The 23,933-nt window shown below is 57.1% G+C and carries 24 protein-coding genes; 8 read left to right on the forward strand and 16 right to left on the reverse strand.

The features are described from left to right. Window position 1 precedes the first annotated feature (1 nt). From C2U54_RS17755 to C2U54_RS17780, 6 genes are all read right to left on the reverse strand, one after another. Window positions 2–1,726, reverse strand: a complete 1,725-nt coding sequence (locus C2U54_RS17755) for an OmpA family protein (RefSeq protein WP_103179850.1) — start codon at window positions 1,724–1,726, stop codon at window positions 2–4. A gap of 3 nt (window positions 1,727–1,729) precedes the next feature. Continuing rightward, window positions 1,730–2,383, reverse strand: a complete 654-nt coding sequence (gene tssL, locus C2U54_RS17760; RefSeq protein ID WP_103179851.1) for a type VI secretion system protein TssL, short form — start codon at window positions 2,381–2,383, stop codon at window positions 1,730–1,732. Continuing rightward, complete coding sequence (tssK, locus tag C2U54_RS17765) at window positions 2,380–3,720, reverse strand: type VI secretion system baseplate subunit TssK (protein WP_103179852.1); 1,341 nt, start codon at window positions 3,718–3,720, stop codon at window positions 2,380–2,382. The genes tssL and tssK overlap by 4 nt, the downstream gene beginning before the upstream one ends. Before the next feature lie 13 nt (window positions 3,721–3,733). After that, window positions 3,734–5,269, reverse strand: coding sequence for a type VI secretion system contractile sheath large subunit (tssC, locus tag C2U54_RS17770; protein ID WP_103181093.1), 1,536 nt, complete (start codon window positions 5,267–5,269; stop codon window positions 3,734–3,736). Between the two features lie 42 nt (window positions 5,270–5,311). Then, window positions 5,312–5,800 carry a type VI secretion system contractile sheath small subunit gene (gene tssB / locus C2U54_RS17775; RefSeq protein ID WP_103179853.1) on the reverse strand — a complete coding sequence of 163 codons (489 nt, stop codon included), beginning with the start codon at window positions 5,798–5,800 and terminating at the stop codon, window positions 5,312–5,314. A 524-nt stretch (window positions 5,801–6,324) separates the two neighbouring features. Next, a complete protein-coding gene (locus tag C2U54_RS17780) occupies window positions 6,325–7,353 on the reverse strand; it encodes an NADP-dependent oxidoreductase (RefSeq protein WP_103179854.1) in 1,029 nt (342 codons plus the stop codon). Between the two features lie 88 nt (window positions 7,354–7,441). Between C2U54_RS17780 and C2U54_RS17785 the strand changes: the two genes are divergently transcribed. Next, window positions 7,442–8,014: a TetR/AcrR family transcriptional regulator gene (locus tag C2U54_RS17785; protein WP_103179855.1), complete on the forward strand. Its 573-nt coding sequence runs from the start codon at window positions 7,442–7,444 to the stop codon at window positions 8,012–8,014. A 2-nt stretch (window positions 8,015–8,016) separates the two neighbouring features. Here C2U54_RS17785 and C2U54_RS17790 read toward each other — a convergent pair whose 3' ends face one another. Further along, a complete protein-coding gene (locus C2U54_RS17790) occupies window positions 8,017–8,196 on the reverse strand; it encodes a hypothetical protein (RefSeq protein WP_103179856.1) in 180 nt (59 codons plus the stop codon). Between the two features lie 145 nt (window positions 8,197–8,341). Continuing rightward, window positions 8,342–9,958 carry a peptide ABC transporter substrate-binding protein gene (locus C2U54_RS17795; RefSeq protein ID WP_103179857.1) on the reverse strand — a complete coding sequence of 539 codons (1,617 nt, stop codon included), beginning with the start codon at window positions 9,956–9,958 and terminating at the stop codon, window positions 8,342–8,344. Between the two features lie 184 nt (window positions 9,959–10,142). On the opposite strand from C2U54_RS17795, the gene mpaA reads away from it, so the two are divergent. Then, window positions 10,143–10,856 carry a murein tripeptide amidase MpaA gene (gene mpaA, locus C2U54_RS17800; protein ID WP_103179858.1) on the forward strand — a complete coding sequence of 238 codons (714 nt, stop codon included), beginning with the start codon at window positions 10,143–10,145 and terminating at the stop codon, window positions 10,854–10,856. On the opposite strand, the gene ycjG is transcribed toward mpaA, so the two are convergent. After that, on the reverse strand, window positions 10,847–11,812 hold the full coding sequence (gene ycjG, locus C2U54_RS17805) for an L-Ala-D/L-Glu epimerase (RefSeq protein ID WP_103179859.1): 966 nt from the start codon (window positions 11,810–11,812) through the stop codon (window positions 10,847–10,849). The two genes, mpaA and ycjG, sit on opposite strands and share 10 nt — an antisense overlap. 105 nt (window positions 11,813–11,917) lie before the next feature. Here ycjG and tpx point away from each other — a divergent pair, with 105 nt between their 5' ends. Next, window positions 11,918–12,424, forward strand: coding sequence for a thiol peroxidase (tpx, locus tag C2U54_RS17810; RefSeq protein WP_103179860.1), 507 nt, complete (start codon window positions 11,918–11,920; stop codon window positions 12,422–12,424). A 45-nt stretch (window positions 12,425–12,469) separates the two neighbouring features. Here the strand turns inward: tpx and tyrR are convergent, their stop codons facing one another. The 7 genes from tyrR to pspA all read right to left on the reverse strand — a co-directional run bounded on the left by tyrR (window position 12,470) and on the right by pspA (window position 18,228). Continuing rightward, complete coding sequence (gene tyrR / locus C2U54_RS17815; protein ID WP_103179861.1) at window positions 12,470–14,011, reverse strand: transcriptional regulator TyrR; 1,542 nt, start codon at window positions 14,009–14,011, stop codon at window positions 12,470–12,472. Window positions 14,012–14,139: 128 nt separating this feature from the next. Beyond that, window positions 14,140–15,189, reverse strand: a complete 1,050-nt coding sequence (locus tag C2U54_RS17820; RefSeq protein ID WP_103179862.1) for a YcjF family protein — start codon at window positions 15,187–15,189, stop codon at window positions 14,140–14,142. Continuing rightward, the gene (locus C2U54_RS17825) at window positions 15,186–16,583 is read right to left on the reverse strand and encodes a YcjX family protein (protein ID WP_103181094.1); all 1,398 of its coding nucleotides are present in this window, start codon (window positions 16,581–16,583) and stop codon (window positions 15,186–15,188) included. Before C2U54_RS17825 ends, C2U54_RS17820 begins: the two co-directional genes overlap by 4 nt. A gap of 111 nt (window positions 16,584–16,694) precedes the next feature. After that, window positions 16,695–16,913, reverse strand: a complete 219-nt coding sequence (gene pspD, locus C2U54_RS17830) for a phage shock protein PspD (protein ID WP_103179863.1) — start codon at window positions 16,911–16,913, stop codon at window positions 16,695–16,697. Between the two features lie 14 nt (window positions 16,914–16,927). After that, window positions 16,928–17,284 (reverse strand): envelope stress response membrane protein PspC, encoded by a 357-nt coding sequence (pspC, locus tag C2U54_RS17835; protein ID WP_103179864.1) that lies wholly within the window; start codon window positions 17,282–17,284, stop codon window positions 16,928–16,930. After that, window positions 17,284–17,508 (reverse strand): envelope stress response membrane protein PspB, encoded by a 225-nt coding sequence (gene pspB / locus C2U54_RS17840; RefSeq protein WP_103179865.1) that lies wholly within the window; start codon window positions 17,506–17,508, stop codon window positions 17,284–17,286. Before pspB ends, pspC begins: the two co-directional genes overlap by 1 nt. A 51-nt stretch (window positions 17,509–17,559) precedes the next feature. After that, on the reverse strand, window positions 17,560–18,228 hold the full coding sequence (pspA, locus tag C2U54_RS17845; RefSeq protein ID WP_103179866.1) for a phage shock protein PspA: 669 nt from the start codon (window positions 18,226–18,228) through the stop codon (window positions 17,560–17,562). A 167-nt stretch (window positions 18,229–18,395) separates the two neighbouring features. Between pspA and pspF the strand changes: the two genes are divergently transcribed. The 5 genes from pspF to sapD all read left to right on the forward strand — a co-directional run bounded on the left by pspF (window position 18,396) and on the right by sapD (window position 23,933). Beyond that, complete coding sequence (gene pspF / locus C2U54_RS17850) at window positions 18,396–19,373, forward strand: phage shock protein operon transcriptional activator (RefSeq protein ID WP_103179867.1); 978 nt, start codon at window positions 18,396–18,398, stop codon at window positions 19,371–19,373. An 88-nt stretch (window positions 19,374–19,461) separates the two neighbouring features. Next, a complete protein-coding gene (gene sapA, locus C2U54_RS17855) occupies window positions 19,462–21,102 on the forward strand; it encodes an ABC transporter substrate-binding protein SapA (RefSeq protein WP_103179868.1) in 1,641 nt (546 codons plus the stop codon). Then, window positions 21,099–22,064, forward strand: coding sequence for a putrescine export ABC transporter permease SapB (gene sapB, locus C2U54_RS17860; protein ID WP_103179869.1), 966 nt, complete (start codon window positions 21,099–21,101; stop codon window positions 22,062–22,064). The genes sapA and sapB overlap by 4 nt, the downstream gene beginning before the upstream one ends. Next, entirely contained in the window at window positions 22,051–22,941 is an 891-nt protein-coding gene (gene sapC, locus C2U54_RS17865) for a putrescine export ABC transporter permease SapC (RefSeq protein ID WP_103179870.1), read from the forward strand. The genes sapB and sapC overlap by 14 nt, the downstream gene beginning before the upstream one ends. After that, complete coding sequence (gene sapD / locus C2U54_RS17870) at window positions 22,941–23,933, forward strand: putrescine export ABC transporter ATP-binding protein SapD (RefSeq protein ID WP_103179871.1); 993 nt, start codon at window positions 22,941–22,943, stop codon at window positions 23,931–23,933. The genes sapC and sapD overlap by 1 nt, the downstream gene beginning before the upstream one ends.

Raw genomic sequence — 23,933 nt, forward strand, 5'->3', positions numbered from 1 at the left:
ATTACTCCATTTCATTTTTTGATACGTCATCATCCTGAGATGACGCAGGGGTGTTGCCCGGTAACTGACAGGCATTTGCCTGCGGTACCAGACTGATTTCGACACGGCGATTAAGCGCGCGGCCTTCTGTCGTGTCGTTGGTGGCGACGGGTCGGCTTTCGCCGTAGCCCTGCACCGCAAAACAGCTCTCCGGCACGTCGCCGGTGTCGCGCATCCAGTCGCGAACGGATTCGGCGCGTTTCAAGGAAAGCGACTGGTTGGATTTTTCATCACCCACGCTGTCGGTATGGCCCGCCACCACGATAAGCCAGCCGGGCTTCGCCTTAATCCCGACCAGGGAGTTCACCAGTAGCCTCGTAGAGGCGGGTTTCAGCGCCCATTTGCCGGTGTCAAAGAGAGACATACTGTCGAGGCGGATGGTCTGCGGCCCCTGCACTATTTTCTTTATCACCGGACGTGGCGGTGGCGGCGGCGCCCAGTCATTAATGGCCGCTTCCACAAGTGGTATCAGATGCATGCCCTGGTACAGCCCCAACCCGTAGCGCGGCGGTTCACCGCGACGCTGCCAGTCATCCAGCTGGTGGCTGTCGGCGCGAAGACGGTGTTGCGCCTGCTGTTTTGGCGCGACTGGCGTGCCGCTGAGGCGGTGATAAACGGCAAGATGGTCGCCAACGCTACGCACAAGGCGCTGGTTGTTAATAAAAGACGCCAGCATCGCCAGTACGATGAACACAAAACAGATACCAGCTGCCAGACCTATATCCTGCATTCGGCGGCTGATGCCCTGACGGTGCGGCAAATACGGTAGAAGAACATCCGGGAGGGAGAGAACCTCCGGCACAGGCTTAGGAACGCAAGCCGGAGAGAGCGTGGTGGTTTCCGTTATCTGTTGCTGCCAGAGATTGTTCGCAACGGCGGTGACTGGCGCCAGGCAGATACCGGCGGCACAGAATTTCAAAGCCGGCAGCTCTCCCTGTCGGCTCCCGAGCGGACGGATCACATGACGCTCAGTCAGGGCCAGCACGCTGTCCAGCCAGAGCGCCTGACAGAAGCGCGAGGTGTTGTCTGACGCCTCCCGCTGCCAGTCATCAACCGGGAGCGGGACATGGTTGTTCTGCCGTACCCGGATACCCGGTAAGTCCGGTGTCACGGTAAACCAGCTCCCGTTTTCAGGAGACCCACCGTCCGGCGGTGATACCCAAACCACACTCCATACGGGTGGCAGTCCGTTCAGCCAGCCCCGGCACTGCGCAATGCTCCGTCGCCAGCCCGTCAGGGACTGCGCCAGTGTCTCTTCCGCATTGTGCTGTTCCGGTGTCACCGCCAGCAGTATGGAGACCTGTGGCACCAGTGCCGGGCGCATGGTAGACAGGCGCTGCGCCAGCAACGGCAGTTGCTCTATACTCTCTGCCCGCAGATACCAGCCCTGACGCGTTTCACGATATACCGTTTCCGCAGGAAACAGGGAAGCGGTATCACCACAGACCACTATCACCGCACCCTTAAACTCTTCCGGCGGCAGGAGGTTCTCTTCAGGATGTGGGCTGACTTCATTATCGTGCTGAAACCGTCGCCATTGACTCCACAGCATCGCAACGCAAATCAATGAAATACCGAGGCAAAATGCAAACCGGCTTCCACGGGAAAGTGGCCAGTAACCCATCACCAGCCACAGCGCCAGAACTGTTGCAAACATGGTCAGCAACACACGGGGAAATTCACGCATCCCTTATCCCCGCCCGGCTATTTGCGACACCATCTGCGCCAGCACAGAGGAGAACGTCAGCCACAACGCCGCCAGCACCACAATGCCTGCAGCCCAACCGAGCCAGTAAATCCAGCGTCCGCTACGCAGGCCGGATGCCCTGACAATAACAGGCGCGTCCTGCGTAAGAGTAAACGGCGGAACCCGCTCGCTGAGCGCGCGCACCACATCCTCACGCCTTTCATCGTCCTGCGCCCGGTACTGACCGACAAAGCCCAGTTGCAGAGTGCGGTACAGGCAGGTCAGCACCGCCACGTCCGGCGCGGGCTCGCGCAGGATGGTCCGAATACGTTCCCACAGTTCTTCACCCGCATTCAGGGTGCTGAAAAAACGGGCCTGCAGCGGGTCCTTCCGCCATTTACGATAACCATCATCCTGTTTATCGCGGTTGAGCACGCTTTCATCAAGCAGAGCGCAGTAGGCATACAGCATCCGCTCACTGCTCGTTTCACTGTACCCGGCCTGCGCCAGAGACTCACGGGCATCGTTCACCCACCGGCAAGCGCGGCGGTAGAGCGCTTCGCCGTCCTTGATTTCCTGACCACTACGTAATTGACTGACCATCAGCCAGCCAGGATAAAAAATTCTATTTATCAATTCGGTATCAGAGGTATTCATGAGCGCAGCACCGCAAACAGTTCAAGTTTTATCTCACCCAGCGATTCGGGTGTATAGAAGGTGCAGTTGCCTGCCTCCAGCATGGCGCGGGCCGCATCTGTGGACAGATCCAGCGCAAAATACTGGTTCTCAAGACGCAGCGGTATCGCCGCAGGGACGTGACTCAGCGGTTTAATCACCATTCCGCTCAGGGCGATATTCACCACCTCGGAAACATCATCGTGGCTACCAGCTTTACAAAGCTGCGGGAAGCGGGTCTGCAGTTCGTGGTTTGGCATGGAAGAGCGCACGGAGAGATAAAAATCCGCTCCTTCACGCAATCGCGCATCGAGCAGCTTGCCACGCCAGATCTCCCTGTCATCGCCCTGCTCCAGCGCGATAGCAACAACCCGCGACGGCAAACTGGCCTCCAGAAGATTGTCCAGTAGGGTAAAAAGCGGCGGAAAGACTTGTTCTGGCGCATCATGCCGGTAAAGCGGAATATCGTCAGCGTTATGCTCAAGTGAAAAGGTCAGCAGACTGCCCGCCAGCCTCGCCAGCTCCCGGTACAACAGTTCAGGATGACGAGACGGTGACTGGTGCAACTCTGTCAGTACGGGTTCGGTACTGTTCAGGGCATGAAGTAGCCAGAACAGCGACACATCCGCCACGGCAAAGTCCGCCATCCGCTCATTACTTTCGCGTCGCATTGCCATCAGTCGCTTACGTCGGGCCGACAGGCGGTGCAGAAGATCCCTGAGATCACCGTTTAGCACGGGACTGGCATCCAGCGACAGCAGCGGCGGGATAAAGCTGGGATCGCGCACCCACTGTCCCTGGGCGTTGCGGATCAGCCTCGCCACCGGGCAGGTCAGATAAGCGCTGTTTTCCTGGGTGGACAGCCGCAGCGTCATCGAATGACGCAGTACAGCCAGATCGCTGCGCTCATGTCCGGCAAGCTCCTGTACCGTCACCCGTTCTGCCTGCCAGCGGCGCGGACGGGCACTGTCGCGCCCGTCATCCAGATTACCGCCGTTCGCGCTGAGCAATGGCAGGCACAGCAGCACCTCTATACTCTCCTGCACCACCGCGGATATATCACAGACCGGTGGCAGGTTATCCGCGAGATCCGTGTCGACCAGCGTCCCGTCAGCAAAGCGTACGATCAGACGGGTGGCATTGAGCCGGGAAAGCGCCAGTGCGCTGTCGTCAAACTCAGCGCACAGCACACCCCAGGGGTGCGCCAGCGCCATTCGTGCAACAGTATCTGCAACGTGTGCATCCCAGCGGGCCTGCTGCTGAAACTGTTGGGGGGCCAGGAAAGCCCCGTCGCTCCACAGCGGACGATAAATTTTCATCCCTGCTCCCGCCTTATGCTTTCGCTTTCGGCATCTGGCTCACCAGCGACAGATTCACGTCCATACCTTCCACCTGGAAGTGTGGCACGGCGTACAGTCGCACGCGGAAGAAGCCTGGGTTGTCCTCAATGTCTTCCACCACCACTTTTGCGTCGCGCAGCGGGTGAGAAGCCTGCAGTTCATCGCCCGGATCGGTCATTTCAGTGACCAGACCTTTCACCCAGGTGTTGAGCTCAAGCTCCAGCAGACGGCGATCTTTAGTGGTCCCGATGTTTTCGCGCTGAATCAGCTTCAGATAGTGGGCAATGCGTGACAACAGGAAGATGTACGGCAGGCGCGCGTTGATGCGGCTGTTGGCCGTCGCATCGGCAGTATCGTACAGGGCCGGTTTCTGGGCTGAGTTCGCCGAGAAGAAGCAGGCGTAGTCGCGGTTTTTGTAGTACGACAACGGGATGAAACCGAGATTCGCAAACTCAAATTCGCGGGTCTCCGGGATCATCACCTCAGACGGGATCTTCACCTGGTTGCCGGTGCCGAGATCGTACAGGTGGATCGGCAGATCTTTCACCGCCCCGCCCGCCTGCGGACCACGGATCTGCACGCACCAGCCGTTGTTGATAAAGCTCTTCACCATGTTGGAGGCGAAGGAGAATGACGCGCTGGTCCACAGGTATTTTTCGTGATCCGGGCCTTTCACCTGCTCAACGTAGTTGAAGCTGCGCACCGGTACGGTGTCCGGACCATACGGCAGACGCCCCAGCACCCGCGGCATTACCAGGCCAATATAGCGGGCGTCGTCGGTGTCGCGGAACGATTTCCACTTGATGTACTCGGCGCGGCCGAAGTAGTTGCCGATATCTTTGATCGCAGCCACCTCTTCCATCGACTCTTTCAGGAAGAACTTCGGACCGACGGAGCCGATAAACGGCATATGCGCTGCGGCAGATACTTTGGAGATGTTGCGTAGTAGCGCCACGTCCTGCGGGCTGGCGTCAAACTCATAAGCCGATATCACCGAGCCAATCGGTTCACCGCCCGGGGTGTCGTATTCAGCTGTATAGGTGTGCCAGTAAAGCCCGCTCTGAATGAGCTCCGGCGCGTCTTCAAAGTCCTGGCGCAGAGCGTCTTTTGAAACATCCAGAATTTCGGTTTTCACATTCTGGCGATAGTCTGTGTTATCCACCAGCTGCTTCAGGCCACGCCACAGGGATTCCACTTTCTGGAATTCGGTATGGTGCATCACCGCATCGAGCTGGCGGCTGATCTGAAAATCAAGTTCTGCGATATGGTGGTCAATCAACGTTTTGTCGAGCTTTTCCACCTGTTGTCCGGAACGGCGGATGCAGTCCATAAACACCTGCATCGCCGCAGTCAGACGTTCACCTGCTGACGCATCAGCCAGCGCGGCGTCATCCAGAAACGTATTAATATCGCCCAGGCTGGAGGCTGGGGTCAGATTGATTTTTTCAAACAGAGAGGCGTAAACACCCTCTTTTTCCAGTACAGTAGTTTGCCCCTGAGCAGAGCCATTTTCAGTATTTAAAGACATCAGCATATTCCCGGTTAATCCATTAAAAGAGACTTCCACACATTATTTCGGGGCAAGCGCACTCATTTCGTCACGTAACTCCTGAGTTAGCGCCGGATCCTTAAGAATTTTCTCGAGCTCTTTTCTGAAAGTGGCGTTATCCAGCAGGTTAGATTTGAGGTCGCGTAATAAATTACGCATGGCCAGCATCGCGCGAAGTTGAGGAATTTGACGGGCAACCTGTTCTGGTTCGAAATCCTTCATGGAGGAAAACTGCAGGCGGATGTTTTCTTCACCGTCGCCAGAAAGCGTATTCTGTACGGCCAGATTAATCTCGGGGTTAAACTCTGCAAGTACGCTATCGAAGTTGTTTTTATTGATGTTTATTTTTTCCCGCTCCGATAACATGCGGGTCTCCTTACCGTTACTGAAATCGCCAACAGTAAGAATTTTAAGGGGTAATTCAACTTTCTTCTGTGCGCCTCCTGTGTGTAAAGCCAATTTTAAATTTATTCGTGCCTTAGGCACTTCATTCTGAAACGAATCAGCCATAGCGGTCCCTTTTCCTTAAGGAATAGTTGTCGAGTAAAACCACGTTTATTAACGGACAGATAGTAGAACAAAAAATTACACTGGATCAACTAACTATTAATCCAAAGCGAGACTTTACACATACTCTTGTCCTCAATTCGATTAGCAAGTACTGATATCTGACCTGCACATATTTAAAGGAGAATTCTCACGTAAATAAACAGAAGCGAATACATAACAAATATGCATATTATATTTATTTTAAATGATATATATAAATTAAATTAACTCAAACCATGAATTAATGATAATTACGCGTGAGAGCGAAAAAAATGGCGCCTCAATCAGCGCCATTTACAAGGTGGGCATTATTCATCGCACGAAACGCCACATACAGAGCATACACCGCCCATCCGGTAATCTTCGGGCAATTTTGCCGTACCATACGCCCTTCGGCGTTAAGGCCTTCTTTCGGTGTTCAGGACCCAAAGCGAACAGGCGTGGTGATTAATTACACAGACTCTGGCCGTATCACTCCCGTCACATCAGTCCTGTTCAATGACCGAAAGCACGATTTTCCCCTGAATATGTCCTCGAGCCGCCCGCTCATGCGCTTGTTGCGCGTGCGCAAGCGGGAACGTACTGTCGACAGCTACCTGAATCACCCCCTTATCCATCAATTCGGCAAGCTGGGCGAGCTGTGCGCCGTTGGATCGCACCTGGGTAGCCGAGACGACAACGCCCAACTGCCGGGCCTCGTCAGCGCCTGAAAATCCCAGAGGATAAATCGGAAACAGCGCGCCGCCGCGCCTGAGAGCGCGCAAGAAGCGGCTTGCTGAAGGGCCGCCAACCGCATCGATGACGAGATCTGCATTGCGTACTACATCTTCGGCAGCCTGTTTCGTGTAATCAATAAATTCATCAGCGCCCAGGTTAAGCAGAAACATTTCATGTTCACCGGAGGCCACCGCGATAACATGCGCGCCCTGCCATTTCGCCAGCTGTAAGGCGAAATGGCCGACACCGCCTGCCGCGCCGTTAACCAGAACGGTTTGTCCCGCCAGCGGCACCGGCTTATGCGGGGTTGCCTGTAGCGGATTTGGCACATCATGCCCTTGATCAATCATAAATTGCCATGCGCTCAGCAGCGACATGGGTGCGGCAGCGGCGTGGATATGGTCAAGACAACGAGGTTTACGCGCTACCTCCGTTGCCGCTACGCTGACATATTCGGCATAGGCCCGGCTACCGCCAGCCGCCCCGTCGGGGAAGCGCACCATCGAATAGACTTCATCCCCGACAGAGAACGCCGTGACGTTGTCGCCCACCGCAACGATCACCCCCGAAATATCCGTTCCCAGGATCACGGGGAAAGTGACTTTGGGTTGCCATTCCGGCGGCAACATTCGGTAGCCATCGCGAAGATACCAGTCAGGAGGATTGAGGCCGACCGCATACACGCGGACAAGCACTTCGTTGGGCTGAAGATCTGGCACAGGAACCTCTTCATAGCGAAGTACCTCCGGCCCACCGAACGCGTACTGCTGCACTGCATTCATCACTTTAATCGACATGGCTTTCTCCTCGGACGTAAATGCGGTATATTTAACGGAGCACTGCTCCGAATATATGGAGCACTGTTCCGCTTGTCAAGGAGACACCATGCGAGCCGATGCGAGAAAAAACTACGACCACCTGATTGCCGTCGCGCGCGACGTCTTTATTGAGCAAGGTGCCGATGCGTCATTGCGCGACATTGCCCGCAGAGCCGAAGTCGGCCTGGGTACACTCTACCGCCACTTCCCGAGCCGCGAAGCGTTGCTTGAAGTCCTGCTGCGTTCAAGCTTTGATGCACTGGCGACCAGAGCCGAAGCCCTTCAGACCAGGGCCGATTCAGCCGAAGCCCTGACGTTGTGGTTGCAAGAGATTATCGCCTTCACCTATGAACATCGTGGCGTTATTGAGCCGATGATGAGCGCCATCGAAGATCCCGATTCCGCGCTCCACACATCGTGCGTCGCCCTTCGCGCTGCCGGGGCAGCGCTCCTTGCCCGCGCTCAGGCCGATGGTAAGGCGCGGGCCAATCTTGATGGTGCGGAATTGTTTGATCTGATTGCTGCGCTGGCCTGGCTGCGTGGACATCCCTCGCACGCTCCCCGCGCCGAACGGATTTTCAGCGTGATTGCAGATGCTATCCTGGTGACAAAAACAGCCAACGCTACAGATAAAAAATAGCCTCAATGAGCGCCGATGCCATTCAGAAACAGATCAACCAGATGGGTAATGCGCGGTTCAGGCTCATTATCCTGCTCAGTCGCAGTTAAAATCGCGGTGGCCACAAACACGATATCGTCAAAGGTACCTTTCCCCCTGACCGTCTGAGTATCCCCGGTACGCGCCAGTGCGGTGAAGAACACACCGATCTTTCGTTCGCTTAATGCCCGTTCTTTTGGACGAGGCTATCACGCATTTCTTCGTAAAGGGGGAGAAACTGGCGCTGCAAGTCGCGCCAGCTCTGGGTTTAGCGATGGTATCCTGCCGTCAGCAGGATGTCAGTACGCGTCAGTGCTTCACGATATACATCGTGCGGCTATACGCCACATCTTCCGGGTTGTTAATCGGATAGCCTTTCACCCACGGCTTGATTAACCGCCCGTTGGTGTACTGGTAGATCGGCGCAATCGGGGCTTTTTCCGCAATGATTTTTTCTGCGGTATTGTAATCCGCATTGCGGGCCTGCTCGGTGGTCTCCAGGGATGCCTGGTTAATCACCTTGTCATACGCCGGATCGTTGAAACGCGAGATGTTGCCAGTATGCGTTGAGGTCAGCAGGGAGAGGAAGGTCGAGGGCTCATTGTAGTCACCTACCCAGGAGGCGCGGATCACGTCAAAGTTGCCGGTATTACGGCTGTCGATATAGGTTTTCCACTCCTGGTTCTGCAACTTCACATCGACACCCAGGTTCTTTTTCCACATTGACGCCACCGCGATAGCAATCTTCTGGTGGTTCTCTGAGGTGTTATACAGCAGCGTCAGCTTCAGCGGTTTCTGCGCATTGTAGCCAGCCGCCTGCAACAGCGTTTTGGCCTGCGCGTTCATCTCTTCCTGGCTCATCTGCTCAAAAGGCGATTTCTCCGGCGTAAATCCTGCGGTCACGTCCGGGGTGAAGTGCCAGGCAGGTTTTTCGCCGGTACCCAGTACTTTTTCAGCCATGATGCGCCGGTCGATAGTCATGCTGAGCGCCAGACGCACTCTCGCATCCGCAGTCGGGCCTTTTTGGGTATTAAAGGCATAATAGTAGGTGCCCAGCTGCGGCGGGATATAGACCTGGCCCGGGATCTCTTTCATTAACTTCTGGTAGAGGTTTTTCGGGAACGATTCGGTGATGTCGATATCATCTGCCAGATAGCGCTTGGTGGCTGAGGACTCCTGGTTGATCGGGATAAAGGTCACTTTCTGCAGAACGGTTTTGTCGTTATCCCAGTAATGGCTGTTACGCTCAACCACCAGCTTCTCGTTGACCACCCGGTCTTTGAGGATATACGCACCGTTACCTACCAGCGCCCCAGGACGAGTCCACTCCGGGCTGCTCTCCACATTCGCTTTTTGTACCGGATAGAAGGCGAAGCTCGCCGTCAGATTGGTAAACCACGGCAGGGGTTTATCGAGCTGCACGCGCAGGGTTCGGTTATCCACTGCCGTTACGCCCAGTTTATCCGGCGTTGCCTTACCGTCGATGATCGCCTGCGCGTTCACGATCCCGGCCAGGGCCGCAAACCAGGCGAAAGGCGAGGTCGTTTTGGGATCAACCAGACGCTGCCAGCTGTAGACAAAATCCTGGGCAGTGACGGGGGTGCCGTCAGACCATTGCGCGTTCTCGCGCAGGGTGAAAGTCCAGACGCGGTTATCATTACTCTGCCAGCGGGTCGCCACGCCTGGCACCAGTTCGCCCTTTTCATTTTGATTCACGAGACCCTCGAACAGATCGCGGATCACCTGAATTTCAGGCAGACCCACCGCTTTAGCGGGATCAAGCGAGGCAGGTTCATCTTTGATATGACGCACCAGCTCCTGTTTGGATGCCAGCGTTGTCCCGGGGGGAACATCCGCCGCGAAGGCGTAAGAAGAGAGGCCACACAACAATAAGGCAGAACAGATCAACGAAACCGGATGCTTCATGAGATCCCCTTTGACATGATGGGTAACGAGCAGATGGGTAATTATTTGTTTCGGAACAGTGAAATGCAAACAACTTCCGCCGGAAAGTTGATATCTGCCGGTTTTACCTTCTGGCTGAAACTATTTGATTAACCGTGTTTTTTGCACAACACTGCCAGTAATACAATCTGATTCAGGAACCTCTATGTCACTTACCCGCCCAAGAACGGAACGTGGCGCTTTCCCGCCCGGGACCGAACATTATGGCCGCTCATACCTCGGCGCCCCCTTAATCTGGTTCCCTGCCCCGCAGGCCGATCGCAACAGCGGCCTGATCATTGCCGGAACCCACGGAGATGAAAATTCTTCGATTGTGACCCTCTCCTGCGCCCTGCGTACCCTTTCCCCTCCGCTGCGCCGCCACCATGTGGTATTAACCGTTAACCCGGACGGCTGTCAGTTGGGTTTACGCGCCAATGCCCGTGGTGTGGATTTAAACCGTAACTTCCCGGCGGCCAACTGGCGGGAAGGCGAGACAGTCTACCGTTGGAACAGCTCCGCCGAAGATCGCGATGTGGTGTTGCTGACGGGCGACAAGCCCGGTTCAGAGCCAGAAACCCAGGCGCTGTGTCATCTGATCCACAAACTGCATCCGGCCTGGGTTGTCTCGTTTCACGATCCGCTGGCCTGCATTGAAGATCCCGCCCACACGGCTCTTGGGCGCTGGCTGGCAGATGCCTTTTCACTGCCGCTGGTCACCAGCGTCGGCTATGAGACGCCAGGCTCATTCGGCAGCTGGTGTGCCGATTTAAGCCTGCACTGCATCACCGCTGAATTCCCGCCGATCTCCTCCGACGAGGCCAGCGAGAAGTACCTGAAAGCGATGACCGATCTGTTGCGCTGGGAACCTCAGAGATGAACAACGCCGGTGCTGTAGTGCAGCGCCGGAGAGACATCCACGGCAAGCCAGGTAGGGCCGTCGAGATCGGCAAATTTCACCTCATTCGCCAGCGGCAGTGCGGCACCAATCGCTCGCGAGGTGCAGAGCATACAGCCGAGCATCAGGGCAAAACCGCGCCGACGTGCCTCGGCGGCCAGCGCCAGCGCTTCGGTGATACCGCCGGTTTTATCCAGCTTAATATTCACCATATCGTAGCGTCCCTGCAGGGCCGTGAGACTTTCCCGGGTATGGCAACTCTCATCGGCGCAGATGGGCAGTGGATGAATAAAGTTCGCCAGCGCGGCATCTTCCCCTGCGGGCAAAGGCTGTTCGAGCATGGCGACGTTCAGATCCGCCAGCAGCTGGCAGCGGGCAGCCAGTCCTTCGCTGTGCCAGGATTCGTTGGCGTCGACGATAAGCGTCGCCTGCGGCACGGCCCCGCGAATGGCGACCATCCGCTCGCTGATCAGACGATCGTCCAGCTTCACTTTCAACAGGCGCGCCCCGGCGTCATAGAGCGCTTTGGCGCTGGCGGCCATCTGAGCAGGCTCACCGATCACCACTGTTTGCGCGGTGACCACCGTTTGCGGCAGGGTCGTGCCCGCCAGCGTCGCCAGAGAGATCCCTTGCTGACGCGCGGCTAAATCCCACAGCGCGCAGTCCACCGCGTTACGTGCGGCACCGGCAGGGAGTAACCGCTGTAGCGCTTCCCGGGTAAGGCCGCGCTCCAGTTCAGGCGCCAGCGCCATGATCTGCGCCATTACCGAGGCGATGCTTTCGCCATACCGGGGATAAGGCGTACACTCCCCCACCCCTTTGACGCCCTCTTCTTCTATTTCTACCACCACCACACTGGCCTCGCTCCGGGTCCCCCGGGAGATCACAAACGGCGTATGCAGTGGCCAGGCTTCTTCGTAAACCTTGAGGGTTCTCATCACTCACTCCTGTATAGCGGCTTCGCGCAAATAGGGTTTGCTGTGCTATCGGCTGATGACATACACTAACGACGACGTTAACTATATGTAAACAGGAAGATAACTATGTCACAACTCGTTCATTTCCAGGGCAACCCGGTTTCTGTTGCAGGATCCATTCCTCAGAAAGGCAGCAAAGCGCAGGCGTTTACGCTCGTGGCAAAAGATCTGTCTGACGTCGTGCTGAGCCAGTTTGCCGGCAAGCGTAAAGTGCTGAACATTTTCCCAAGCATTGATACCGGCGTGTGCGCCGCATCTGTGCGTAAATTCAACCAGCTGGCGACCGAAGTGGACAACACCGTTGTGCTGTGCATCTCAGCCGACCTGCCGTTCGCTCAGTCCCGTTTCTGCGGTGCGGAAGGTCTGAGCAACGTTATCACCCTCTCTACCCTGCGCAACCCGGAGTTTCTGGAGCAGTACGGCGTGGGCATCTCTGAAGGCGCACTGAAAGGTCTGGCGGCGCGTGCCGTTGTGGTGATCGACGAAAACGACACCGTCGTGTTCAGCCACCTGGTGAATGAAATCACCACCGAGCCAGATTACGCTGCCGCGCTGGAATCACTGAAGGCGTAACGGCAAGCGTAACAATAAAGCCTCCCTGCGGAGGCTTTTTTATTTTTACTCGTCACCTTTCTTCTGGCTCAGACCATACTCGCGCAGCTTGTTGGCGATGGCGGTGTGAGACACGCCCAGGCGTTTTGCCAGCTTACGGGTGCTGGGATAGTTACGATACAGCTGCGTCAGCACCGAGCGTTCAAAGCGGCTGGTAATGTCATCCAGCGATCCTTCCATAGCCTCTTCGCCTACCGCCACCGTTCCGGCATCGTAATCCGGCAATAAAATATCCTGCGGCCGCAGCTCATAGCCTTCTAGCTGGGTCAGGGCACGATAGATCGCATTTTTCAGCTGACGAATATTCCCCGGCCAGCCGTAACGGGTAAGAACCGTATTCAGATCGGCTGAAAACTTCGGTCTTGGGATACCCTGCTCATCGGCAAAGCGCGCCACAAACAGCTCGGTCAACGGCATGATGTCCTGGGGGCAATCGCGCAGCGGCGGAATATTGAGGGTCAGAACGTTCAGGCGATAATAGAGATCTTCCCGGAACATCCCCTTCTGCACCAGTTCCACCAGGTTCTTCTGGGTGGCGCAGATGACGCGCACATCCACATGCACCTCATGATCTTCTCCCACCCGGCGGAAGGTGCCGTCATTGAGGAAACGCAGCAGTTTGGCCTGCATCCGCGGCGACATCTCGCCAATTTCATCCAGCAGCACCGAGCCGCCGTTGGCCTGCTCAAAGAAGCCTTTTTTGCCTTCCGGCGCGTGGCCAAACAGCTCGCTTTCAACGGCATCTTCCGGAATAGAAGCGCAGTTCAGGGCAAGATAAGGTTTGCTCGCCCGCGGCCCCGCCTGATGCACCGCATGGGCCAGCAGATCTTTGCCGGTACCGGTGTCGCCGGTGATCAGCAGCGGTGCAGCAAGGTTTGCCAGCTTGCGCGCCTGCTCCACCACGTGGCGCATTTTCGGGCTGACGGCAATAATCTGGCTGAAGGCGCCCGTATCCTGGCTCGACAGGTTTTGCAGTTGACGCCCCATACGGACCGTTGAGCGCAGCATGATCACTGAACCGGTCAGAGTTCTGTCGTCGTTGTCGCCCTGCAGATAGACCGGGGTGAGCTCCATCAGGAAATTTTGTCCGTTAATAACCACATGCTCGCTGTGAGTCGAGCGCGGGTTGCTCTCCAGCCAGCGCTGGAAATTGAAGCCGGGGATCAGCTGGGCGGCGTTGTGGTTGCTCAGTTTCTCCGGCTCCAGGGCAAACAGCTGGCAGCTCGCCTGATTAGCCCGATCGATTTTGCCTTTCAGATCCAGGGATAAAAAGGGTTCGGGCATCGCTTCCAGCAGCGCGCTGAGGGCCAGGTGCTCGCGCTCGGAGGGCATCCACGGCACGGTGCGCACATCCGTAACGCCAGCGATACGGCGGATTTCAGCCATTAAGCTGCTGAATGTTTCGAAAGCAATTTCAGCAAAATTCAGGTAAATCTTCCCGATTGGGTCAATCTCAATTCCACGCAGGTCAATACTCCGCAAAACAAGGAGATCGAGCAGCTCGCGAGTCAGGCCGAGACGGTCCTTACAAAACACTTCCAGACGCATGGGAAAATCACTCTATAAGCCATTAACCCTGAAATGATAAGCCAGATATCTGCAATCGGGAAGACGGCTGTCAACAAATATTGACAGCCTGTGAGCAGGGTGTCGGAATTATGTGCGAGGAAGCGAGCTTACTGCGGTTTTTTATTGAGGGTATCTTTCAGCTGGCCGATTAATTCCCGACGGAAATCCCCCAGCCGGGGTTTATCATCCTCTGTCCACGGCAGTGGACGGCACAATTCCATCGCTTTGATCCCCAGCCGCGCGGTGAGTAATCCCGCACCAATCCCCTGCGCCGCACGGGCCGAAAGGCGAGCGGCCAGATCCTGTGACATCCAGTCCATCCCCACCTCGCGCACCAGCTCGCTGGCCCCGGCAAAGGCCATATTGAGTAGTACAAGGCGGAACAGGCGCAAGCGGCTGTAATAGCCCAGTTCGATACCGTACAGCGTGGCAATACGGTTGATCAGGCGCAGGTTGCGCCAGGCAATAAAAGCCATATCCACCAGCGCCAGCGGGCTGACGGCAATCATCAGCGTTGATTCGGCTGCCGAGCGGCTGATCTCCCGCCGCGCCTGGCTGTCCAACACCGGCTGCACGAGGTGGGCATACAGCGATACCACTTCGCGATCGTTTTGCGTTTCGTGAATGGCGGCGTACCAGCGCTGCAAGGCCGGATGAGACTGATCGAGCCCGGCCTGTTTCGCCAGTTTTTCACAAAATGCCCGTCCGTTACCGGTGCCGTGGCTGTGCAGCAGATCCCGGGCTTCATCACGCTCGTGGGCGCGCTGGCGCAGTCGCCATAAACGGCGCCATTCGGTGGCAACAGAGCCGACGCCCGCGCCGACGATAAGCGCACCTGCCGCGCATCCTCCCAGCGCCACCCAGTCCTGGGTTTGCCAGGCATTGATTGCCCACTGCACGCCTTGCCCTACCACCGCAACGCCCGCCAGCATCAGGCCCGCGCTGACCATTTTGCGCCACAGGCTACGTTTAGGGCGCAAAGCGGCTTCGACGACGGCTTCGGCTTGTCCTTCTTCCGCAGGGAGCATGTCGGTCACTACCGGGGCGAAGTTTCCGGCCTGGGTGTCATCAAACGTTTGTGCCGCTTTGAAGGCTTCGCGATCCGCTTCTTCCAGGGTGCCGGTAAAATCCATTCGCGGTTTTAGGGGTTCGGTCATCGCAATTTATCTCCAATCAAAAACTCCAGCGCGGCATCCAGGCGAATGTGCGGAAGCGGCTGGTCTACATTCATCGTCTGCGGGCGGAAGGCTTCAAACTGAAACCCCTGCTTCTGCCAGAATGCCTGGCCCGGCAATCGGGCGGGTACTTCGCCAGGGTAGACCGTCAGCGGGGCGCCGTCACTCAGACGGTGGCCGCGCAGCGCCGGGATCTTATCGCCATTAACGTCAATCAGGCCACTCTGGGTGGCCTGCACCGAGGCCAGCCCCAGGCAGTCCATGCTGATACCCTCAAAGGCGGCGTTTTGCCAGGCATCCTGCACCAGCTGCTGGAGGAGCGATACCATATTGGCGTGCTGATCCACCGTCACGTGATCCGCCTTGGTGGCGGCAAACAGCAGTTTGTCGATCACCGGAGAGAAGAGACGCCGGAACAGCGTGCGCTGCCCGTAGTGGAAGCTCTGCATCAGTTGGGTTAGCGCGAGGCGCATGTCGTTGAACGCCTGTGGCCCGCTGTTGAGCGGCTGAAGGCAGTCCACCAGCACAATCTGGCGGTCGAAGCGCAAAAAGTGGTTAGTGTAGAACCCCTTAACCACTTTCTCACAGTAGTAGTTAAAGCGTTCGCGCAGCATACCGGCGTTGGTATGTTTGTCCGCCTGGGCAAGCTTCGATTCACCAAAAGCCTCCACGTCCGGCCAGGGGAAAAATTGCAGGGCCGGGGCGCCCGCCATATCCCCAGGCAGCACAAAGCGACCCGGCTGGATAAAGTGCAGACCCTCTTTCTTACATTGATGCAGGTAATCGGTCCAGGCTTCCGAAATGGCCGCCAGCCGGTTTTCATCGGCGGGTGCCAGCGGATCCAGCCCCTCACACAGGGAACGCCAGCGGGCGGACCAGGCCGCGCGGGGCCCCTGTAACAGGCCGGTCATCTGCCGCGACCAGCTGAGATAGTCCTGGGTCAGCATCGGCAGGTCGAGCAGCCATTCGCCGGGATAATCGACAATCTCCAGATAGAGAGTGGAGGTCTCTTTAAAATGGCGAAGCAAAGAATCATTGGAACGGTACCGCAGCGCCAGGCGGATTTCACTCACCCCGCGGGTGGGCGTGGGCCAGGTTGGCGGCGTGCCGTAAAGCTGGGCCAGCCCTTCATCGTAGGTGAAACGGGGAATGCCAAAATCGCGCTGAGGGACGCGCTTCACGCCGAGCAGGCGCTCTTCGCGTACCGCGCTCAACAGCGGCAAGCGCGCCCCGGCATGCAGGTTAAGGAGCTGATTGACCATCGCCGTGATAAAGGCGGTTTTGCCGCTGCGGCTCAGTCCGGTAACCGCCAGGCGCAAATGTCGGTCAACCCCACGATTTACCAGAGAATTAAATTCATTTTTAAGTCGCTTCATCGCCATCCTGTTCTGCCTGAAGGAATTATTGTTCTGAGAAATATGACACGAGGGCAAGGAGAAAGGAATAAAAGCAGCGCAACGGCACATTGAACTTTGTGCCGTTGCGAATTATTTCAGTTTACTGGATAACCGGTTCGCGAGCTTTTTCAGCATCGGCTCCAGCGCGACGGCCAACAACATTCGTACCGGCTTGCGGGCAACCGATTTGATCGCCCACCCCGCCACGCCTGCCGGGCCGTAACGCAGTGCGGTGAGTAATACCAGCTTCCCTGCGATTTTCAGGCCCGGCTTGACGCGATGTCCGGCCTGTTGCCAGCGTTGATTCATATCAGTTCTCTCAGTTAAAGCTGACGAAAACGGCTTCGCAGCGTGAAGGTATCCGAGGTGACATACCGCTCCATTTCGCGCAAGCGTTTTTCGCCTGCCGACAGCTCAGCATCCACCGCGTCCAGTAATTCACTGCTGGTGGGGCTATTTTCATCGCCCATCGCGCCGTCCGGCATCGGGTCCAGCACGAAGGACAAAATGATATAGGCCACCAGGGTAATAAACGCCAGACCAAAGAAAATGGAGAGTACCGTTACCACACGCACCAGCTTCACCGGCACGTCGAGGTAGTGCGCCAGTCCGGCGCAGACGCCGCGCACCATCCCCTTCTGGGGGATACGCCACAATTTTTTATTCAGGTTCAGTGCCATTAGCGATCCCTCCAGTTCGGATGTTCTGCGTCCAGGATCGCCTCCAGCGCCTGAATACGTTCGCGCATTTTATTTGCGTCCTGAGTTAATTGCGCCAGGCGCTGCTGTTCGCTTTGCGACAGCTCTCCCCTTGAAGAACGGTTACTGTAGTGCAGCCACAACCAGATCGGCAGAACAAATAGCACGAAAATGGTCAGCGGAATGGCAAGAAAAAGCGCGCTCATGTCTACTCCTTGTGTGATGAGTGGCGGCGCCGGCGGGCGCCGCAGTTTTTATTATTGATTGCCTTGTTTCATTTTGGCCTTCAGCGCGGCCAGTTGCTCGCTGATTTCATCATCCGCTTTCAGATCGGCAAACTGCTGATCCAGCGTTTTCTGTTTGCCAAAGCTGTGGCTTTCCGCTTCCGCTTCCATCTGATCGATACGACGCTCAAACGACTCAAAACGGGCCATGGCTTCGTCAATCTTGCCGCTGTCGAGCTGACGGCGCACGTCACGGGATGAACTTGCCGCCTGGTGACGCAGCGTCAGGGCCTGCTGGCGGGCGCGGGTTTCGCTCAGCTTGTTCTCCAGCTCCGCAATCTCTTTTTTCATGCGGGCAAGGGTTTCATCCACCAGCGTCACCTCCTGATCAAGGGTGGCGACAATATCGGTCAGCTTCTGCTTTTCAATCAGCGCAGAGCGGGCCAGGTCCTCTTTATCTTTGCGCAGCGCCAGTTCCGCTTTTTCCTGCCATTCGGCCTGCTGGGCGGTCGCCTGTTCAATACGGCGGGAAAGCTGCTTTTTCTCAGCCAGCGCACGGGCGGAGTTAGAGCGCACTTCCACCAGCGTGTCTTCCATCTCCTGAATCATCAGACGAACCAGCTTCTGCGGATCCTCTGCTTTCTCCAGCAGTGAGTTGATGTTGGCGTTCACGATGTCGGCAAAACGAGAAAAAATACCCATAATTGAATCCTCATATTTTCTGTTATCGGGCTCAGCCCTGCTGCATAGTTAATACAATTCCCGTGCCAGTTTTATATCTCATTGATTTTAGACGATGTGATTGCTTTTTCACCCACTACACCCTACTCTCATTTAGTGAATTACACCAATAAGTGGTCAATTACATCATGACTGAATTTAAAGACACGTTACTCGGGGAAGCCAACAGTTTTCTCGAAGTGCTGGAGCAGGTATCAAGGCTGGCACCGCTGAATAAACCGGTGCTGATTATCGGCGAGCGCGGCACCGGCAAGGAGCTGATTGCCAACCGGCTACACTACCTCTCCGGGCGCTGGGATGGACCGTTTATCTCTCTGAACTGCGCCGCGCTGAACGAGAACCTGCTGGATACGGAACTGTTTGGTCACGAGGCGGGCGCCTTTACCGGGGCGCAGCGTCGCCATCCCGGTCGCTTCGAGCGCGCCGATGGCGGCACGTTGTTTCTTGATGAGCTGGCGACCGCGCCGATGCTGGTGCAGGAAAAACTGCTACGCGTCATTGAGTATGGCGAGCTGGAGCGCGTGGGCGGCAGCCAGCCTTTACAGGTAAACGTGCGGCTGGTGTGCGCCACTAACGCCAATCTGCCGGAGATGGTCGAGCAGGAGAAGTTTCGCGCCGACCTGCTGGATCGGCTGGCGTTTGATGTGGTTAACCTGCCGCCGCTGCGCGAGCGGCGCAGCGATATCATGCTGCTGGCGGAGCAGTTTGCTATTCAGATGTGTCGCGAGCTTGGGCTGCCGCTGTTTCCCGGTTTTAGTCAGCACGCCCGTGAAACGCTGCTGGACTACCGCTGGCCGGGCAATATCCGAGAACTGAAGAATGTGGTGGAGCGCTCCGTCTACCGCCACGGTAGCAGCGAGACCGAGCTGGATGAGATTGTGATCGATCCCTTTCAGCGCCCCGCACAGCCCTCTGTCAGCAAACCGCTTACCACGGGTACACCTACCCTGCCCCTCGATTTGCGTTTGTTCCAGCTTGAGCAGGAGAAGCGGTTGCTGGAGCAGAGCCTGCGCGAGGCACAATTTAATCAGAAACGCGCGGCTGAACTGCTGGGGCTGACCTACCATCAGTTAAGGGCATTGCTCAAAAAGCATCAGATGCGATGACATAATCAGCACTTACCCGCAGACATTTTTACGAAGCAGGTGTAAGTGCGATACACTTTGCAGATCGTCTCTAAAAACCTTAAAAATTATGCGACTGGTTTTCTCGTCCCTGATTGCGCTCGGTCTGTTAAGCAGCCAGGCGTTTGCCGCGCCTGAGCTGGCGGATCGCGCGGATATTCGCGACAGCGGCTTTGTCTACTGCGTAAGTGGGCAGGTCAACACCTTCAACCCGCAAAAGGCGAGCAGCGGCCTGATCGTCGATACCCTCGCCGCCCAGATCTATGACCGCCTGCTGGATGTGGATCCCTATACCTATCGCCTGGTGCCTGAACTGGCCGAGAGCTGGCAAGTGCTGGACAACGGGGCCACATACCGTTTTCGCCTGCGCGACGACGTCAGCTTCCAGACCACGCCGTGGTTTAAGCCTACCCGTAAACTCAATGCGGATGACGTGGTCTTTACCTTCCAGCGCATTTTTAACCGCAACCATCCGTGGCACTACATCAACGGCGGTAATTTCCCCTACTTCGACAGTTTACAGTTTGCCGATACGGTGAAGTCCGTCCGCAAGCTGGATAACCGCACGGTGGAGTTCACCCTGGCGCGGCCAGATGCCTCCTTCCTGTGGCACCTGGCGACGCACTATGCCTCGGTGATGTCCGCGGAATATGCCACTCAGCTCACCCTGAAGGACAAAATGGAGTTGATGGATCGCCAGCCCGTAGGAACCGGACCGTTCCAGGTTGAAGAGTATCGGGCGGGGCAGTACGTGCGCCTGCAACGCCATGAGAAATTCTGGCGCGGCACGCCGCTTATGCCGCAGGTTGTGGTCGATTTAGGCTCCGGCGGTACCGGGCGGCTGTCGAAACTGCTCACGGGCGAATGCGATGTCCTGGCCTGGCCCGCTGCCAGCCAGCTGACCATCCTGCGCGACGACCCGCGTCTGCGCCTGACCCTGCGCCCGGGCATGAATATCGCTTATCTGGCCTTTAACACCAACAAACCGCCGCTGGACAACCCGGCGGTACGCCATGCCCTGGCGCTGGCGATCAATAACCAGCGTCTGATGCAGTCCATTTATTACGGTACCGCAGAAACTGCCGCCTCAATCTTGCCCCGCGCCTCGTGGGCCTACGATAGCGAGGCTAAAATTACCGAATACAACCCGGAAAAATCACGCGAACAGCTCAAAGCGCTGGGGGCAGAAAACCTCACCCTGCAATTGTGGGTGCCTACCAGCTCCCAGGCCTGGAACCCCAGCCCGCTAAAAACCGCGGAGCTGCTCCAGGCTGACCTGGCCCAGGTGGGGGTTAATGTGGTGATTGTTCCGGTAGAAGGCCGTTTTCAGGAGGCGCGCCTGATGGACATGAACCACGACCTCACCCTGTCAGGCTGGGCGACAGACAGTAACGACCCGGACAGTTTCTTCCGTCCGCTCCTGAGCTGCGCGGCCATTGATTCGCAGACCAACTATGCCCACTGGTGCAACCGCGAGTTTGACAGCATTCTGCGCAAGGCGCTGTCGACCCAGCAGCTGGCGGCACGTATCGATGCCTATGATGAAGCGCAGATTATTCTGGCCAAAGAGTTGCCGGTGCTGCCGCTGGCCTCATCCCTGCGTCTGCAGGCGTACCGTTACGATATCAAAGGCCTGGTGCTCAGTCCGTTTGGAAATGCGTCGTTTGCGGGCGTCTCCCGCGAGAAACAAGAAGAGGTGAAAAAACCGTGATTATTTTTACCTTACGTCGGTTGCTGTTGCTGCTCATCACCCTCTTCTTTCTCACCTTAGTGGGTTTTAGCCTGAGCTATTTTACCCCGCACGCGCCGCTACAGGGTGCTTCGCTGTGGAATGCGTGGTGGTTCTGGTTTGAAGGCGTGCTGCACTGGGACTTTGGCGTCTCCAGCATTAACGGCCAGCCCATCTCCGAGCAACTGAAAGAGGTCTTCCCCGCCACCATGGAGCTCTGCATCCTGGCGTTCGGTTTTGCGCTGATTGTCGGGATCCCGGTCGGGATGCTCGCCGGGATCACCCGCAATAAATGGCAGGACAAGCTGATCAGCGCGATCGCCCTGCTCGGGTTTTCGGTTCCCGTCTTCTGGCTGGCGCTGCTGCTGACGCTCTTTTTCTCGCTGACGCTCGGCTGGCTGCCGGTTTCCGGACGTTTTGACCTGCTTTATGCGGTAAAAACTGTCACCGGATTCGCCATTATTGACGCCTGGCTCTCAGATTCGGTCTGGCGGCATGAGATGATCATCAGCGCCGTGCGCCACATGGTGTTGCCGGTGCTGGCCCTGGCCGTGGCACCAACCACGGAGGTGATTCGCCTGATGCGCATCAGCACCAGCGAGGTGTTTGACCAGAACTATGTTAAAGCGGCCGCCACACGCGGATTGTCACGGCTGACGATTTTACGTCGCCATGTGCTGCATAATGCGCTGCCGCCGGTGATCCCCCGTCTCGGGCTGCAGTTCTCAACCATGCTGACGCTGGCCATGATCACCGAAATGGTCTTTAGCTGGCCAGGCCTCGGGCGCTGGCTGATTAACGCCATTCGCCAGCAGGATTATGCCGCTATCTCTGCCGGCGTGATGGTGATTGGCGCGCTGGTGATTATTGTGAACGTGTTATCTGATATTTTGGGCGCTATGGCTAACCCACTGAAACATAAGGAATGGTATGCCTTACGATAGCGTATACAGTGAAAAGCGCACGCCCGGTGCGTTACGCACCGTGTGGCGAAATTTCTACGGCGACGCTATGGCGATGATCGGCCTGTACGGCTGTGGCGGCCTGGTGCTGCTGTGCATCCTGGGCTCGTGGTTTGCGCCGTATGGCATCGATCAGCAGTTCCTCGGCTATCAGCTGTTACCGCCATCCTGGTCCCGCTACGGTGAAGTCTCCTTCTTCCTGGGCACCGACGACCTCGGGCGCGATGTGTTAAGCCGTCTGTTGAGCGGCGCCGCGCCGACGGTGGGCGGCGCCTTTGTGGTCACCCTGGCCGCCACGCTGTGCGGTCTGGTACTGGGTATTGTCGCCGGGGCTACTCACGGCCTGCGCTCGGCGGTGATGAACCATATTCTCGATACGCTGCTGTCGATCCCGTCGCTGCTGCTGGCGATCATCGTGGTGGCCTTCGCCGGTCCGCATCTGACGCACGCCATGTTTGCTGTCTGGCTGGCGCTACTGCCGCGCATGGTACGTTCGGTCTACAGCCTGGTGCATGATGAGCTGGAAAAAGAGTATGTGGTGGCCGCCCGTCTCGATGGCGCCACCACCATGAATATTCTGTGGTTTGCGGTGCTGCCCAATATCGCCTCGGGCATGGTTACGGAAATTACCCGTGCCCTGTCGATGGCGATCCTGGATATCGCCGCGCTCGGTTTTCTCGATCTGGGCGCGCAACTGCCCTCCCCGGAATGGGGGGCGATGCTGGGCGACGCGCTGGAACTGATCTATGTGGCCCCCTGGACGGTGATGCTGCCGGGTGCTGCAATTACGGTTAGCGTATTACTGGTGAACCTGCTTGGCGACGGGATCCGTCGCGCCATTGTGGCGGGAGTGGAATAATGCCGTTACTGGATATTCGCAATCTGACGATTGAGATTAAAACCGGCGAAGGCTGGGTCAAAGCGGTCGATCGCGTCAGTATTACCCTGAGCGAAGGCGAAATTCGCGGGCTGGTGGGGGAATCGGGCTCAGGCAAAAGCCTGATTGCTAAAGCGATTTGCGGCGTGGCGAAGGATAACTGGCGCGTCACCGCTGACCGTATGCGCTTTGATGATATCGACCTGCTGCGCCTCTCCGTCCGCGAACGACGCAAGCTGGTGGGCCACAACGTGTCGATGATCTTTCAGGAGCCGCAATCCTGTCTCGATCCGTCGGAGCGGGTGGGCAAACAGCTGATGCAGAACATTCCCGCCTGGACCTATAAAGGCCGCTGGTGGCAACGTTTTGGCTGGCGTAAACGCCGGGCCATTGAGCTACTGCACCGGGTGGGGATCAAAGATCACAAAGACGCCATGCGCAGCTTCCCCTATGAGCTGACGGACGGTGAGTGTCAGAAAGTGATGATTGCCATCGCGCTGGCTAACCAGCCGCGCCTGCTGATCGCAGACGAACCGACCAACGCGATGGAGCCGACCACCCAGGCGCAAATCTTCCGCCTGCTGACCCGGCTTAATCAGAACAACAACACCACTATTTTGCTGATCAGCCATGACCTGCAGATGCTGAGTAAATGGGCAGATAAGATTGATGTGATGTACTGCGGCCAGACCGTGGAGACCGCCGGCAGCGAGGATCTGATCACCACGCCGCATCATCCGTATACCCAGGCGCTGATCCGTGCGATACCGGATTTTGGCAGCCCCATGCCGCATAAAAGTCGCCTGAATACCCTGCCGGGGGCTATCCCGCTGCTGGAGCACCTGCCCATTGGCTGTCGCCTGGGTCCGCGCTGTCCCTATGCCCAGCGTAAATGCATTGAAACGCCGCGCCTGGCCGGGCCGAAGAACCATCTGTTTGCCTGCCATTTCCCGCTGAACATGGAGAAAGAGTGA

The organism is Leclercia sp. LSNIH1 (assembly GCF_002902985.1).
Taxonomy (GTDB): Bacteria; Pseudomonadota; Gammaproteobacteria; order Enterobacterales; family Enterobacteriaceae; genus Enterobacter.

Coding starts and splice junctions, on each gene's coding strand:
- tssK (WP_103179852.1), bottom strand. CDS start 3,720: ATGAAAATTTATCGTCCGCTGTGGAGCGACGGGGCTTTCCTGGCCCCC.
- ycjG (WP_103179859.1), bottom strand. CDS start 11,812: ATGAGAACCCTCAAGGTTTACGAAGAAGCCTGGCCACTGCATACGCCG.
- pspB (WP_103179865.1), bottom strand. CDS start 17,508: ATGAGCGCGCTTTTTCTTGCCATTCCGCTGACCATTTTCGTGCTATTT.
- sapA (WP_103179868.1), top strand. CDS start 19,462: ATGCGACTGGTTTTCTCGTCCCTGATTGCGCTCGGTCTGTTAAGCAGC.
- tssC (WP_103181093.1), bottom strand. CDS start 5,269: ATGTCTTTAAATACTGAAAATGGCTCTGCTCAGGGGCAAACTACTGTA.
- C2U54_RS17795 (WP_103179857.1), bottom strand. CDS start 9,958: ATGAAGCATCCGGTTTCGTTGATCTGTTCTGCCTTATTGTTGTGTGGC.
- sapD (WP_103179871.1), top strand. CDS start 22,941: ATGCCGTTACTGGATATTCGCAATCTGACGATTGAGATTAAAACCGGC.
- pspF (WP_103179867.1), top strand. CDS start 18,396: ATGACTGAATTTAAAGACACGTTACTCGGGGAAGCCAACAGTTTTCTC.
- tssB (WP_103179853.1), bottom strand. CDS start 5,800: ATGGCTGATTCGTTTCAGAATGAAGTGCCTAAGGCACGAATAAATTTA.
- tpx (WP_103179860.1), top strand. CDS start 11,918: ATGTCACAACTCGTTCATTTCCAGGGCAACCCGGTTTCTGTTGCAGGA.
- sapC (WP_103179870.1), top strand. CDS start 22,051: ATGCCTTACGATAGCGTATACAGTGAAAAGCGCACGCCCGGTGCGTTA.
- C2U54_RS17785 (WP_103179855.1), top strand. CDS start 7,442: ATGCGAGCCGATGCGAGAAAAAACTACGACCACCTGATTGCCGTCGCG.
- C2U54_RS17780 (WP_103179854.1), bottom strand. CDS start 7,353: ATGTCGATTAAAGTGATGAATGCAGTGCAGCAGTACGCGTTCGGTGGG.
- C2U54_RS17755 (WP_103179850.1), bottom strand. CDS start 1,726: ATGCGTGAATTTCCCCGTGTGTTGCTGACCATGTTTGCAACAGTTCTG.
- C2U54_RS17825 (WP_103181094.1), bottom strand. CDS start 16,583: ATGAAGCGACTTAAAAATGAATTTAATTCTCTGGTAAATCGTGGGGTT.
- pspD (WP_103179863.1), bottom strand. CDS start 16,913: ATGAATCAACGCTGGCAACAGGCCGGACATCGCGTCAAGCCGGGCCTG.
- pspA (WP_103179866.1), bottom strand. CDS start 18,228: ATGGGTATTTTTTCTCGTTTTGCCGACATCGTGAACGCCAACATCAAC.
- C2U54_RS17820 (WP_103179862.1), bottom strand. CDS start 15,189: ATGACCGAACCCCTAAAACCGCGAATGGATTTTACCGGCACCCTGGAA.
- tssL (WP_103179851.1), bottom strand. CDS start 2,383: ATGAATACCTCTGATACCGAATTGATAAATAGAATTTTTTATCCTGGC.
- mpaA (WP_103179858.1), top strand. CDS start 10,143: ATGTCACTTACCCGCCCAAGAACGGAACGTGGCGCTTTCCCGCCCGGG.
- tyrR (WP_103179861.1), bottom strand. CDS start 14,011: ATGCGTCTGGAAGTGTTTTGTAAGGACCGTCTCGGCCTGACTCGCGAG.
- pspC (WP_103179864.1), bottom strand. CDS start 17,284: ATGGCACTGAACCTGAATAAAAAATTGTGGCGTATCCCCCAGAAGGGG.